Here is a 14,446-nt window from a genome sequence, read left to right as displayed (position 1 = left end):
AGATATTATTAATAATGGAGCGACAATAAAGCCGTCCTTTTCCGTTTAAAAAAATATGACCTCTAAGAGATAGACATTATTATACACCAATATTTACCGCTAGAGTATGATAAATATCGACATTTTCAGCTCATCAAGCTATATGCATTATAGCATATAATTTAGCAATGAAAAGAGGAAGATATGGGAAGAAAGTCACACAAAGATTTTGTCTGGTTTATGCACTCATTTTATTACACAAAATTTATGATTTCATTAAAATTTGGTTTCAATTATTACTGTAAAAAGTGTACAATCTGAACCGATCGATATGCTTTTTACAAAACATCTGTCAGATCTTTATCTTTTTTTCATCTGTGACCCATGAGGCAATCCGTGTATATATTTAATAAAAAAACAGCGGCATTTACCCTATGATCGTCCATTATATCAAGTCTTTAGACCTGGTTTCTGATTCTAACAATTTTTCACTTGACCTAATGGCCTTCTTGATAAAATAACCATCTCTTAATTTTACAGCTAGTTCTTCAGCATTCTTTCTCATCTGTTCATAATGCTGCAGCGTTACAGTTTCTAAAATTTTTCCGATATCCTGTAATGAACCGATGACTAAGCCGATTTGTTTTTCACAAACAAAAGGGGCCAGAGCAGATTGATCCCAAACAATTACGGGCAGTCCGCTGCTGAGATACAACGAGATTTTGTGAGGGTTGTTATACTTAAGATAGCATCCGAACATGCCGCCACAGGACCTAACTGAGTCTCCGTCCCAAACAAGTCCATAGCTTCCATCAAGATACTTTGGCAATGTATCCGGCGGAAAGGAACCCTGGTATTTGGTGTTTTTCGGCATCTTTTCTGACGGATTGGGACCGAACAAAAGAAACTCAGCACTTATTCCGTCCAGTAATGTCAAAAATCTGGCTTTATTTAAATTTCCGGCAAATACAATCTTCTTTGTCTGTTTACGTTCCTGAATCGGCTGTGGGGTAAAATAATCAAACAAGTTCAGATTAATGATTGGAAGATTCACTCCGTGCTGCTTCAGCCATTGGGTCATTTTCGTATTATGTGAAACAATCAGATTAAATTTGGTCAACAGCTTTATTTCTTTTTTTACAGCTTTGCTATTATCCGGACATTCTCTAAGCGAAATGACATCATGAAGAATTAAGACCGTCTTAGCATTCTTTTTTCTTAATCTGCTTATAAATACCTTCATATACCAGTATCCCATATAAAACGGATATTGAACGATAACCATGTCTCCATCGTTTATTTGGGAAAGTTTTTTGTCAACGCTGCTTTTCGCGAATAAATATTTCTCCACCCTTCCAACTTCTCTGTCAATATAAATATTCAAATAACCTAATTCATGGAGAAAAAAATTTATATCATTTTTCGCTTTTGAGCCTGCATGCTGTTTTTCAGATTCAATCACATTGATCATATATTTGCTCATTCTTTGACACCTGATTTTTCCGATTTTTTTCATCTTGCAGCTCTTATGTAAAAATTTTCCCAACTACTTCCTAACTACAATAAAGAGCAAAAAATAATGAGATAAATACTTTCCGACCAATTGAAGTTCAGAGAAGAAATTATCATAAAAAAGATTAAGCAATGTGGGGCATCTTTCAAAGACTGATGTTAAGAATACGTTTCTCCGATAGTCCTGATTGTCCGTTTTTTCACATGACATTCTGATATCTCTGAGCAATTTATAAATATAATAAAAACAGGGATCATGAAAATCAGTTCAAATTATTCCAGAAACTGAAAAAAGGTAATAATATGGACGATGTATCTTTCCCCGCTGTTAAGCCACAATTGATGACGCAGCTAAAAACTAATCTACACCAAATGCACTCAAAATGTCTGGTAAAATTTCAACATATTTTAATGAATCCCTTACTTCTTCTCAACTGAAATTTCAAAATTATGATCTTGATCTTTCAACAAATTTTGTCCGTTTATCGAAGTTGGTCCGAAATGATTGTCGCCCACGCGTTAAATTCAGGTCATCAACAACTTATACAGAACAAACGTCTAATCCTTAAGAGGAGCTGCACTCATGACACTAGAAATCGCACCAGTAAAATTAAGATAGTATTGATCCAGATGAAACTTGCCAAGAGAGGCCTTCATGGCCTCCTGATCGGGCAGTGTCTGACCATTAACAATGTCCTGCAACTTGCGCTCTAAGGCTTTAAGATCACCGGCCGGGTATAACTCTCCATTTATCTTTTCTATAATGATGTCTTCCGGGCCGGTTTCACAATCTGCACTAATACAATATACACCTCGTGCAATAGCCTCTGCTAAAACCATTGGCATGCCCTCATAGGCTGATGTTAAGATCAAGGCTGTCGCACGGGATATTTTATCCCAGGGACGAGGGACGAAACCGTTCCAGTGCACATAAGGAGCCAGGTTTAATTGTTTTGCATAGATTCGGCATTTTTCCATGTCAATACCGTCTCCAAAAATTTCAAGTGTCCAGTTTCCCTCCACATGGGATAGTGTATCAAGCAAATCTTTGAGTCTTTTCTGGCCCTCAAAATAAATTCGGCCAAGAAAAATAAACGTGGTACCGTTAACCGGCCGCTCTATTGTCTGCACTGTATGGATAACTGGATTAAAGACCGTAAATACCCGATCCTGTTGAATGCCCAGATCTGACAGCTGCCGGGAAATGCCCGAACTGATCGACAGATGATAGTCTGCTTTCGGTATTAAGTTCGCTCGTACATTCGAATGAAAGAGCGAAAAGTGAATCCATGAGAAAATGATGTACCTTCCAAGAAAAGTTTTTCTTATAATATTGGTAAAGAGACAAACCAACGGATCCAGTCCCACAACTATTTCCGGCCGTTCTTCTTTGAGAAGCTTAATTAGGGTAAAGAAATAAGCCATATTGCGAAGCATACTATTCTTGTAATAACGTGATTCCCCATGAGGCAAATCATTCATCCAATTTTTGTCTGTGCTACCGCCCAGAACAAAGATTTTTGGAACATATTCGTATTTTTTTTCGACTAAGAGACGGACAACTGTACTTAGAACCGTCTCTGTCCCTCCCCTCCCTGAAAGATGAGTCGTGATGAATAATATTTTTTTCACAGTTTCACCCGCTTGTTCAGATTCATGCGGCTTTATTAGCTTCAACTAAAGCCAAGTAAACTATTTCGATCATTTTTGCCACCGTTTCAAATACCGGATCAGGTTTCAATATCAAACCATTGAATTGAAACCAAAATGAGCAACATCTTTATTATATGGTGGACAAGTTTCTGCAATTAATACGCGGATTTCATCTCAAAAACAACTAAAATAGTTTTAAGAATAATCTTTAAGTCAAAAGTAATACTTCTCTGCTTCATGTACTTTAGATCAAGATCCACCATTTCGTTAAAACTCAATTCGCTTCTGCCACTTACCTGCCATAAACCGGTGCAGCCCGGAGTAACTGTCAGGCGCAGCTTATCATACTCCGTATACTCCGCTACTTCTCTGGGAAGCGGTGGCCGCGGACCGACAAGGCTCATTTCGCCCTTCAGTACATTGAAGAATTGTGGCAGTTCATCAAGACTGGTTCTTCGAATGAAGTGGCCGATCTTTGTAACGCGTGGATCATCTTTCATTTTGAACATGGCACCCGTTGTTTCATTCTCAATCAGTAGATTATCAAGTAACTGTTCTGCATTTGAAACCATCGATCGAAATTTATAAATATGAAACGTTTTTCCGCTTTTTCCAACCCTGATTTGTTTAAAAATAACTTTTCCCTTTGGTTCTTCGATCTTTACTGCAAGCGAAACAATCAGAAAAACAGGAGAAAGGAGAAGAAGGCCCAAGAGAGCGCCAAAGATATCCATCAACCTTTTTGAAAGCAAATACCCCCTGCTTTCATTCACCGAAAGCGGCCGGAGTTTTATATATTTTGCGGGTTCCGAATAACGTGTCTCAATCTCAATTCTCGACAGAGCCATTATAGTTTCCTCCATTATTCGAGCAGAAATTTATTTTCATAAAAAATATCCTCAATTCCCCATAATGCGATTGGTTTTGGCGGTGCGCTTTTCCAGTCCATCAGTCATATCTCCCCAGGTGTCGGACTGGTATTCGGTCTGGCTCCCGCTATGGGAGTTGCAGGTGCGGCCGCTCCGCTTTCTACCCTTCTTGGGCTGATCGCTACCTTGTTCGTCGCATATAGTCTCGGACAATTATCCCGTGCAGTGCCGTCTGCCGGATATTACATGACTTGGTTGTCGCGGGCGTTCAGTCCCCGATTCGGTTTCCTGGCCGCATGGATTACTCTATTTTCGGAAGGTACCGGGCCCGCTGCGCTATTTTTAGTGATGTCATGGTTGATGCAGGGTTCACTTCCCGCTCTTCTCGGATGGAATCCACCATGGATTGTGTGGGATGTTTTGCTGGCAGTCATATTGTTTCTGATTGCATGCATCGGTGTCAAGGTTTCAGCAGGTGTTGGCATGGTTCTTGGGTTTATCGAGCTTGCCGTTTTCACTGTCCTCGCCGCATGGCTGATTATCCGTGCCGGCGCTCAAAATTCTTTTACGTTGTTCACTCCGCAGGCACCGGGTGTTCAGGGCGGATGGAGTGGCATATTCCGCGGAATGATCTTTGTATCAGCTGCATTTTCAGGCTTCGAGACCGCTGCGCCACTGGCCGAAGAAACGCGAAATGCCAAACGTAACATTCCTGCTGCTATTGTTGGTGCCACACTTGTTGTCGGCCTGTTTTTTATTTTTGCCATTTATGCCGGTGTCCTAAGCTGGGGCCCGGATCGGATCGGCCAATATCTGCAGGCTGCCAATCCATGGGAGAGCATGGCTCGGAATGTATGGGGGATTGCTGGCATCTGGATCGTCTTCCTCGCATTGCTCAACAGCACAATTGCTGTTGGCAATGCTTCGATTACAGCAGGCTCACGTCTTGTGTTTGCAATGGGTCGCGCCGGTATCTTCTCGCAAAGATTTGCCCGTGTTAGCCCGGTTCACCGATCACCGGTTGCGGCGATCACACTGATCACAGGCGTTAATCTGATTATTTCAATCGGCGTCGCCCTAATTTTTCACGGTCCGGTCGGCGGTTTTTCTTTCCTTGAGACTATGGGCGGTGTCCTTGGCATGATCCTGTATGTTTCATCGTGTATCGCTGTTCCAGTTCTTTATCTTCACTCCTATCGACAGGATTTCAGCTGGATCCGTCATTTTTTAATTCCGACTATAGGCGTAATTTGTTTTATATTCCCGCTTGTTTCATCGATCTATCCGCTGCCTAAATCACCGATGAATTGGGCCACCTACATGGATATTGCATGGCTTGTCGCCGGAATTTTATGGCTGATTATCCTGAACCGGCGTGATCCGCAGGCCGTTCAGAATGCAGCATTCGTTATCTCTAATTCGCCAAAGGGCCAGAATCCTAAAGGTAAAAAAGAAACGCCTTGACCACATACATTATTAGGAAAACGTTGATTAAGGGACTCTCGATTACTTCTTTTTAAAGTAGTCGAGAGTCCTTATTTATACCGGATTGAGATTTATTAATCCTTGCAAGCTGGGCAAATCTGCTCTTTCTAATCCTCTTGCGCATCCTTTCCTGCGGTAAATCACATCTGAATTTCACACAATTAAAAATTTTTATGACTGTCTGATGAAGTGGTATTGATTGCTGAGATTCGAACTCCCGATAAGAATGCAGTGCATAAAGTTATTAATCGATTCTCATCAGATCTATTTAATTGGAGAAACACTGGATGTTCGCATCAAGAGAGGTGATTCTTGATCGGAATTCCGTTCCACTGGATGAAGCAGTTCAGTAAACATTAAGAGAAGGCATTCTTCGATGCAAGGAGGCGTTTCTAGATTTGCCAAGTATGGCGGGACATGCACAAGTTAAATACCAAGAGATGAAAGTTACGATTTTTTACAACGTAATCAAAAAATGGTCTCGATTTTTCAATCCGGGGCCCATTTCTGGTTTTCATCATAATTAATAGGTATTATTGTGCCGGAATAGGAGGGGTAAAGGAAACAGTCTGAGCTCAGGCTTATTAAAAAGTGACATCAGAAAATCGTCACAGACAATATACTCCAGATTAACTTATAACAGTTTCATCCCCCGTCTTTTACACTCTGCAGGATTGCTTATTTATTAAAATGCCCCCTCCAAAAGAATCTTTTCGGGGAGGACCTCCATGACGGATCATGACCGCATCTTCAAAGAATTACTCCACAACTTTTTTGATGAATTTCTTGAAGCCTTTTTCCCGAAGATCTATGAAAGACTCGATTTATCAGTAAAAAAATTTCTTTCAGAGGAACTGTTTCCCGATCTGATTAATGGGAATAAGAAAAGAGCCGATGTCATCGCAGAAACAAAATTGAAGTCGGCGAAGGATTTGATCCTGATCGTTCATCTTGAAGCGCAGAATTATTATCAGGAGAGCTTTCCTGAGCGGATGTTTATCTACTTCTGCATGATCTATCTGAAATTTCGAAAACCAGTTTTACCGATCGCCATTTTCAGCTACAATAAAATTAAGAACGAACCTGATGAATTTGTAGTGGTCGCACCATTCTTGAGAGTCAATCAGTTTAAATTTCTTAAAGTTGAGTTGCATAAGTTGAACTGGAGAACGTTCATGCATAGCAACAATCCGGTCAGTGCAGCACTGATGAGCAGGATGCATTACTCGAAGAAAGAGCGGGTTCAGGTTCGTCTCGCTTTCCTCAGGCAGCTGGTCCATATGAACCTTGATGAAGCACGCCTGGGCATGATCAACGGATTCTTTGAAACCTATCTTCAGCTGGATGAAAACGAGGAGGAACAACTGATGAAAGAAACGAGAGAACTGCCTGTAAATGAGTGTGACGCCGTCTTAAAATGGCCAAACTCATTCTATGACCGCGGTGTGAAACAAGGAATTGAACAAGGTATCGAACAAGGCATTGAAAAAGGAATTGAACGAGGTATTAAGCAGGGTGTGGATCAAGGCAAGGTTGAAGCATCAAAGGAGTTTGCCCGTAAATTACTGAACAAGCAGATGAGCATCGCAGAAATCAGCGAACTGACCGGTCTGGCGGAGGATGAAATTGTGAAGTTGGAGAAAGTAGATGAGTGATATGCCTGCAAACGAGCGTGATGCCGTCTTAAAATGGCCAAACTCATTCTATGACCGCGGTGTGAAACAAGGCATTGAAAAAGGAATTGAACAAGGTATTAAGCAGGGTGTGGATCAAGGCAAGGTTGAAGCATCAAAGGAGTTTGCCCGCAAATTGCTGAACAAGCAAATGAGCATCGCAGAAATCAGCGAACTGACCGGTCTGGCGGAGGATGAAATTGTGAAGTTGGAGAAAGTAGATGAGTGATATGCTTGCAAACGAACGGGACACCTGGATTGTTCACATGAAAATCAGCCTGATTTTTTAGCACAGCCTGTCTTTATTAAGGTGTTTTACATTCCGCGACAATAGTGTAGCAGACAGATCATGCGTAACAGTTAAAGTTGAACAACTTAAATGCTCCAATACACTGCATTTCATCCATTTCAAGGAGGAAGCTATATCTTTATATGGCTTTCTTTTGTTTGATTGCATAAGTGCAGGCCAGCACACACATTATATCTCGCAGACCCTACCACCCAATCGAATCCCTTCCTAATCATAATAAGACGAATCTTTAGAAGTCAGGAAATAACACCTTCTGCGATTTCTTCTGTTTTCCCCATAATAAATTGACTAAGTAAAGAAAAGTAAGGTATTTTTGTTAAAAGTGATGTCAGAAAAAGTTACATCTATGACTTTTGATGCTTTATTTTTATCTTTTGTTGATTTAAAATTGGCTGGTAATTAAATATTTATTCAGAAAACGTCAGATAAAAGGACATTGTCTCTGAAATCAAAAAAAGAGAGGGAGGAAACATTATGCATCGGGATCATCTTTTTAAACGCTTGGCAGCTGGACTTGTTTATCCCATTCTTGCTATCATTATTTATGCGCTATTCTTGCTGCTTTCGCTAACCGGTTTTGGAGGCTTTTCCGGGGTGGCCAATACTTTTGGTTACTTTTTGCCGCTCATTTTATCGGTCGGACTTGCGGTCGGCATTGCGCACGACAAAAGCGGTGCGGCAGCGCTTGCGGGTTGTGTCGGCTACCTGGTATTTGCCGCTTCATTCACATCGATTGTGAATGCCAAACTCGTTTTTGATGTGACGACGCCGGTGAAAGTTGGAGCTTCATTAGGTGGAACAATGGTTTTCTTCTTTATTTGCGCCTGCCTGACCGGAATCGTTGCCGGCTGGCTGTACAACAAATTCTACAATATTCATTTACCGGAATGGCTGGCTTTTTTCGGCGGGCGCCGTTTTGTGCCGATTATTACCAGTGTATACGGCCTTTTTCTAGGTTCATTCATTGCTCAAATCGTGCTGGCACACATTAAATAAGGGGGAAGAGCCTGATGAAAGGTTTGGGTGGATTACAGAGGCTCGGCAAATCATTGATGCTGCCGATTGCCGTGTTGCCTGCCGCTGGGCTGCTTAACCGCCTTGGAGCGAGCGACGTATTGAAAATTCCGTTTATCAATGCCGGAGGGAATGCGATATTCACCTACCTGGCTTTGCTGTTTGCCATGGGCATCGCGATTGGCCTTTCAAAAGATGGCAGCGGTGCAGCTGCCGTAAGCGGTGCGATTGTTTATTTTATACTGAATTTCGGTGTCATTGGCATTGATAAAAACATTAGTATGGGTGTATTTGCCGGATTTATTGCCGGACTATGCACGCCCATTCTGTACAACCGCTTTTGTGACAAAATGAATGACAATCCTTATTTTAACGGCAGGCATATTGCCATCTTGCTGAACGCGGTTGCTGCGATTATTCTTGTTCTTATCTTTGGTGTGATCTGGCCATTTGTTCAGGATGGTCTGAACAGCATCAACGGATGGATTGTTTCATCCGGGGCTGTTGGAGCTGCTGTCTTCGGTTTTGCAAATCGTATGCTGATTCCAACAGGACTCCATCATGTCCTGAATACGTATCTCTGGTTTGGCTTCGGTACATACCATGGGGTGACCGGCGATATCAACCGGTTCTTCGCGGGCGATCCGACTGCCGGAACCTATCAGGTCGGTTTCTTCCCGATTATGATGTTTGGTCTCCCTGGCGCTGCACTTGCGATGGTTCTGACCGCCAAGAAAGAGAAACGGAAGGAAACATTCGGCATGATGCTTTCGGTTGCACTGACTGCATTTCTGACCGGGATCACTGAACCGATTGAATTTTCGTTCATGTTTCTAGCCTATCCGCTCTATATCGTGCATGCTGTGCTGACAGGTCTTTCCGGCTTGATTACGAATTTGCTTGGTATCAAGCTTGGTTTCAGTTTCAGCGCCGGGGCGATTGATTTCGCACTGAACTATACACATGGTACACGAGCATGGGAACTGATCCCAATTGGTATTGCTTTCTTTTTCATCTATTTTGGCATATTCTATTGGGCGATCAAGAAGTTTGATATCAAGACGCCCGGACGTGAAGACGATGACGGTCTGGCCTATGCGGGAGCCGGATTCTTTACAGATCAGGCGGCACCCGCAATCAGCCCAGCTGAAACTGAAGAGAAAGATAAATACCGGATTATGGCTGAAAAATATTTTGACGCACTCGGCGGCAATGAGAATCTGGATCGGATCGACTATTGCACGACCCGACTTCGGTTAGCGGTTAAAGATACCGGCAAAGTGGATGAGACATCCATTAAGCGGGCAGGAGCACGGGGTGTCGTGAAGATCGACAAACAAAACGTGCAGATTATTGTCGGAACGGATGTGGAATTTGTCGCTGATCATCTGAAGGACATCGCATCACCGCAAACGGCAGGCGCTGTAAGGAAAAAGGGACCGACTCCGGAACAGGGAACAACTTCCGGTTCAGAACAAATCTATGCGCCTGTATCAGGTGAAATGGTTCCGCTTAAGAATGTGCCGGATCCCGTCTTCTCTCAAGGTATGATGGGTGAAGGCGTTGCGATTAAACCGGCTGACGGGACGTTTGTCGCTCCGGCCGCGGGCGAAATCGTTCAGCTTGGGGAAACAAAGCACGCATACGGGATCCGCACGTCTCTGGGTGAGGAAATACTCGTTCATATCGGACTCGACACAGTCGCCCTGAAAGGCGAAGGATTTACAGCGCACGTCAAATCGGGTGATCGTGTCTCGGCCGGACAAACGATTATTACAGCGGATTTGTCTATTATTCGGGAAAAGGCTAAATCGGACATCACCTCTATTGTGGTGACCAACAGCATGGAAAATAAATTCATTTTTGACTGGTCGGATCCCGGAAAAGTGGAGGCCGGTAAAACGATTCTTTTTGAAAGCCAGACAAAGTGAATGGTTTTATGAAACGCCGATATTGAGAAGTGAGGGCTTCTTGCAGCCAGACAAACGAATAACGATTTCAAAAGGTAGAAAAACTCGGAAACAGTCCGATCATCATTCGGGCTGTTTTTTTGGTGCTAAGGCGGCCGCTTTCATTCTAATGAATATCTAATTTTTAAATGTTAAAGTGGTAAGAGGATGAATGGTATTTCACTGCCTAAATACATTAAGTGAAGGGGAATCTCCTGTGAAAAGAACAATGGAAATTATTAAATTTCTGGATGACAAAAAGTCGGGATGGTATAGGGTCAAAGAAGTCAAGATCAATTGCAGCAAATCACACTATGAAAAAGGTGAAATTATTTCATTTAAAAAGCAGAAATATATTGTTGAAGAAGATAGGGCACTTTTACGTGTAACCAAACCAGAGGATCCCTCCAGTTTATGCAGGCACAAGCCGTTGACCGCATTGATTCATTGACAGGGGGCTATACATATCCGAACTTTAGCCGTTTTGATGCTTAAAACATATCCGATATTTGTACCTTTTCTACCCATTCCTCTGTAAAACTTTCTTCCCAAATTCTCCCTATCTGTCTCCACCTTTTGTGCTATAATGCTAAATGTTTATAAAAAATGGCACGATAGATAATTAGTGGATAAAAATTACGTTTTCTGCGGCGTATTGGTGTATTTATAAGGTGTTTATTCTGACCTAAAGTTCGAATTACCGTATCTGAATCTACATGTCTGTCACTCTATTCTTTAGTTTGATTACCAAGTTTTTTTTACACTTTAAGAAAGTATAAAATTTCAAGAAATAAAGTGTAAGTGCAACTAGGCCTCTGGCATCGCCTAAAGGCTTGCCAATCGGCAAGTTTTCTTTAAAATTGTTCTTCTTTTCTGTAGCAGATCGGAAAAATATATTAATTGTCGTTATGGGGTGGGAACTTTGAAGAACGTTAAATTGTTACTAGTGTTTATGATGGTAATCTTTATTTTTGGAAATGTTTATAGCGTTCCCGAGACAGCCAAAGCAGCTAGAACAACTCATGGCTATATTTCGAATGCTGCATTGGACAAGCATGTGATCTTTCAAAGCTTCAGCCTGTACCAGCCATATGACGGCAACAATAGTAATAACAACATGTACTCGACTTTGAATAAGAACACATCTTTACTTAAAAGCTGGGGAATCACGGATGTCTGGATGCCTCCGGCCTATCGTGCCTTCTCTATGTCCCGCTATCAGGAAGGCTACGCGATGACAGACCGTTACGATTTAGGAGAGTTCAATCAGGGCCCAAACGGTACAAAAGCTACTAAGTATGGAACGAGTGATGAACTAAAAGCGGTGATCAGCAGCCTACATAGCCAGGGACTTAAAGTCGAAGAAGATTTGGTCCCGAACCAAATGCTTGGGTTATCTCAACAACAGGCTGTTACAGTAACAAGAGTGGATCATAATGGGAACTTATTCATGAATCCATTTACAACACACCAACCAACTAAAATTATCAATCAAGTTTATTTGGCTTATACAGAGGGTGGTGGACTGGGTCAGGAAAAATATGGATACATACCGGAATGGAATAAGAATTATTTTAACGGAACATCAATTCAGGGTGTAGGTATGGGATCTGCAATGAAGGATACTTCGTCAGAACAATCGCTTGTCCCAAATAATGTCCAAACTGCGACATCAGCTCAACCTGCCGTTGCAGCACAAGAAAGTGTAGAAGCATTACAGAATTCAAGCAGCAGTGACGGTTACTATCACTATTATGGAGTAGGCAATCCTAAAAATAATGTCCCAAGTTATTTGGATGATGCTGCAAAGACAGGCAATATCAACACTGTGGATGGTTACTTACCCGCCAATGGCTGGTATGATGTTGGAGGAGGTAATTGGAAGCCATTTCTGATCAATGATCCTGATTTTCAGTCATTTATGAAACTTCACGGTTTTAGTACCTATGATGCGCTTGTCAATGGAGATAACACGGTCATTGCGGACTTGTTGAACAATCAGTATCTGCCATCAAAATCACAATACAGTTTTACTTCTGAGGAGCCATCCTATCAGAACGATGTTTCAGGAACAGATATGGATGATGAGTTATTGTTTGCCGGCCATGAGAATGATATCAATCATACTTTTGATGGTAAGAATGAGTTTCTTGTTGGCAATGATATTGATAATGCTAACCCGACGGTTCAGACTGAACAGAAAAATTGGGAGGAATTTCTGCTTGGGCTCCCTATGGAGAAGAAGGGCGAAATCGGAGAATACCATTTTGATGGTTTCAGAATTGACGCTGCAAGCTGCTATGATACACAGATTTTGAAAGATGAAGCAGCTTTGATGCAGAAATACTATGGGTCAGATCTGAACAACCATCTCAGCTACATTGAATCCTATGAAGGACAGCAAAATGGGTTTGAAAACAGTATTGGAAATGGTCAGCTTGCCTATGATTCGTCACTTTTTTACACGCTCCAGAACGCATTGGGGAAAGCATCAGGGGCACAGTCACTGACTATGCTCGCCACAAATTCAGCAGTCAACCGAACATATCCAAACGGACAGACTGCTATACCGAACTGGTCGTTTGTGACGAACCATGATCAGGAAAAGAACCGCGTCAATAAGATTATGGAAGATATGTACGGTATCACTCCAAATATGCAATATGGTTCAACAACGCCTAAATCCTTCCAGTTTGAATATGACAAAGGGACAGAAGCCAAGGCACTTGACGTATATGAGAATGATATGGCAAGCACAGTCAAAAAATATGCACCATATAACGTGGTCAGTTCCTATGCTTACTTGTTGACAAACAAAGACACAGTTCCCACAGTTTATTATGGCGACCTATTTAAGACGAACGGCACGTATATGCAAGATAGAACACTTTACTACAATCCGATTGTCAACCTTTTGAAGTTGAGACAGCAGTATGTGTCGGGAAATCAGAAAGTGACCTACTATAAAACAAATACTTCCAGTCAAGCTGGCAAGGATTTGATTTCAAGTGTACGTTATGGCACTTCTTCACAATCAGGGGTTGCTGTAGTGATCGGAAATAATCCGAATACTAATACCACGATTAAAGTAGACATGGGCAAACAGCATGCCAATCAATTGTTTACGGATGCCACAGGATTTAACAAACAACAATTGGCAACTGATAATAATGGGATTTTGACGGTCCCTGTGAAGGGTGTCAGTAATCCGATTGTCCATGGCTATTTAGGTGTTTGGGTACCAGGACAGTCAGCCTCAGTGGGTTACCTGACGAGTGATCAAACGATACGGACAAGTCCTTCCACTAAAGGTTCTTCAATAGCTACCTTGAAAAAGGGTACGGCAGTACAGGTACTGGCAAGTGGGACTTGGAACAAAATCTTATACAATAACCAGATTGCGTACATCAATGGTAGTCATAGTGTCAGTAAGACAAGGCCGGTTCTTTACACTGGATATTTGACAAAAGATCAGTCGATACGGACAAGTCCTTCCACCAATAATCGCCCGATAGCTACTTTGAAGAAGGGTTCAGCAGTACAAGTACTGGCAAATGGAACTTGGTACACCATTTTATATAATAACCGGATTGCGTATGTCAACGGCAGTGTTAGTATGACACAGCCGGTTCTCTACACAGGTTATCTGGATAAGACTCAAGCGATGCACACTGGCGCTTGGGTGAAGAGCAAGATTATTAAAACACTTCCGGCCGGGTCCGCAGTCAGTGTTCAGCAGCCGGGAAGGTGGACTAAAGTAAGCTACAGAGGCTCCAGCTATTACATCTGGGGTGCTGATGTTAAGAAGCCGTGGTATGCGAAGCTGACGAGAGATACAAAATTGTATACGAGTACATCTTTCAGATCGCATAGCTTCAGAAATTTGTATAAAAATTCTACGATAACAGTCATTAACAGCCGGTCCTATTGGGTGCAAGTTGTTTATAACGGCAGAATTGGATATGTCTGGAAGAATTACGTTCGAAGATAAAGGATAAACGA

General features: G+C 42.0%; 10 protein-coding genes and 1 pseudogene. 8 read left to right on the top strand and 3 right to left on the bottom strand.

The annotated features are described in order from the left end of the window. Positions 1-424 precede the first annotated feature (424 nt). From COP04_RS04280 to COP04_RS04270, 3 genes are all read right to left on the bottom strand, one after another. A complete protein-coding gene (locus tag COP04_RS04280) occupies positions 425-1,462 on the bottom strand; it encodes a glycosyltransferase (RefSeq protein ID WP_157800163.1) in 1,038 nt (345 codons plus the stop codon). A gap of 587 nt (positions 1,463-2,049) precedes the next feature. Beyond that, positions 2,050-3,123 (bottom strand): glycosyltransferase, encoded by a 1,074-nt coding sequence (locus tag COP04_RS04275; RefSeq protein WP_157800162.1) that lies wholly within the window; start codon positions 3,121-3,123, stop codon positions 2,050-2,052. A 176-nt stretch (positions 3,124-3,299) separates the two neighbouring features. Then, positions 3,300-3,992 carry a sugar transferase gene (locus COP04_RS04270; RefSeq protein WP_100486848.1) on the bottom strand — a complete coding sequence of 231 codons (693 nt, stop codon included), beginning with the start codon at positions 3,990-3,992 and terminating at the stop codon, positions 3,300-3,302. 45 nt (positions 3,993-4,037) lie between these two features. Between COP04_RS04270 and COP04_RS04265 the strand changes: the two genes are divergently transcribed. The 8 genes and pseudogenes from COP04_RS04265 (at position 4,038) to COP04_RS04235 (ending at position 14,435) form a co-directional block, all read left to right on the top strand. Beyond that, positions 4,038-5,477 carry an amino acid permease gene (locus COP04_RS04265; protein WP_100486847.1) on the top strand — a complete coding sequence of 480 codons (1,440 nt, stop codon included), beginning with the start codon at positions 4,038-4,040 and terminating at the stop codon, positions 5,475-5,477. A 749-nt stretch (positions 5,478-6,226) separates the two neighbouring features. Continuing rightward, positions 6,227-7,153: an RpnC/YadD family protein gene (locus COP04_RS04260; RefSeq protein WP_100486846.1), complete on the top strand. Its 927-nt coding sequence runs from the start codon at positions 6,227-6,229 to the stop codon at positions 7,151-7,153. Beyond that, on the top strand, positions 7,146-7,400 hold the full coding sequence (locus tag COP04_RS04255; protein WP_100486845.1) for an RpnC/YadD family protein: 255 nt from the start codon (positions 7,146-7,148) through the stop codon (positions 7,398-7,400). The genes COP04_RS04260 and COP04_RS04255 overlap by 8 nt, the downstream gene beginning before the upstream one ends. A 555-nt stretch (positions 7,401-7,955) precedes the next feature. Then, entirely contained in the window at positions 7,956-8,477 is a 522-nt protein-coding gene (locus COP04_RS04250) for a PTS transporter subunit EIIC (RefSeq protein ID WP_100486844.1), read from the top strand. 14 nt (positions 8,478-8,491) lie between these two features. Beyond that, positions 8,492-9,889, top strand: a pseudogene (locus tag COP04_RS04245) (PTS transporter subunit EIIC); the annotation flags it as partial. Further along, positions 9,863-10,426 carry a PTS sugar transporter subunit IIA gene (locus tag COP04_RS20695; RefSeq protein WP_420852778.1) on the top strand — a complete coding sequence of 188 codons (564 nt, stop codon included), beginning with the start codon at positions 9,863-9,865 and terminating at the stop codon, positions 10,424-10,426. The pseudogene COP04_RS04245 and the gene COP04_RS20695, both read left to right, overlap by 27 nt. A 235-nt stretch (positions 10,427-10,661) precedes the next feature. Further along, complete coding sequence (locus tag COP04_RS04240) at positions 10,662-10,895, top strand: hypothetical protein (RefSeq protein ID WP_100486842.1); 234 nt, start codon at positions 10,662-10,664, stop codon at positions 10,893-10,895. Between the two features lie 471 nt (positions 10,896-11,366). Continuing rightward, positions 11,367-14,435, top strand: coding sequence for a glycoside hydrolase family 70 protein (locus COP04_RS04235; RefSeq protein ID WP_239984758.1), 3,069 nt, complete (start codon positions 11,367-11,369; stop codon positions 14,433-14,435). Positions 14,436-14,446: the final 11 nt, after the last annotated feature.

The sequence above is a fragment of the Sporolactobacillus pectinivorans genome, from assembly GCF_002802965.1.
GTDB lineage: Bacteria > Bacillota > Bacilli > Bacillales > Sporolactobacillaceae > Sporolactobacillus > Sporolactobacillus pectinivorans.
This window is presented reverse-complemented; position numbering and strand designations above follow the sequence as displayed.

What these genes read in the sequence shown, in the direction of transcription:
- COP04_RS04270 (WP_100486848.1), bottom strand. Translation starts at nt 3,992, where the DNA reads ATGGCTCTGTCGAGAATTGAGATTGAGACACGTTATTCGGAACCCGCA.
- COP04_RS04255 (WP_100486845.1), top strand. Translation starts at nt 7,146, where the DNA reads ATGAGTGATATGCCTGCAAACGAGCGTGATGCCGTCTTAAAATGGCCA.
- COP04_RS04250 (WP_100486844.1), top strand. Translation starts at nt 7,956, where the DNA reads ATGCATCGGGATCATCTTTTTAAACGCTTGGCAGCTGGACTTGTTTAT.
- COP04_RS04260 (WP_100486846.1), top strand. Translation starts at nt 6,227, where the DNA reads ATGACGGATCATGACCGCATCTTCAAAGAATTACTCCACAACTTTTTT.
- COP04_RS04280 (WP_157800163.1), bottom strand. Translation starts at nt 1,462, where the DNA reads ATGAGCAAATATATGATCAATGTGATTGAATCTGAAAAACAGCATGCA.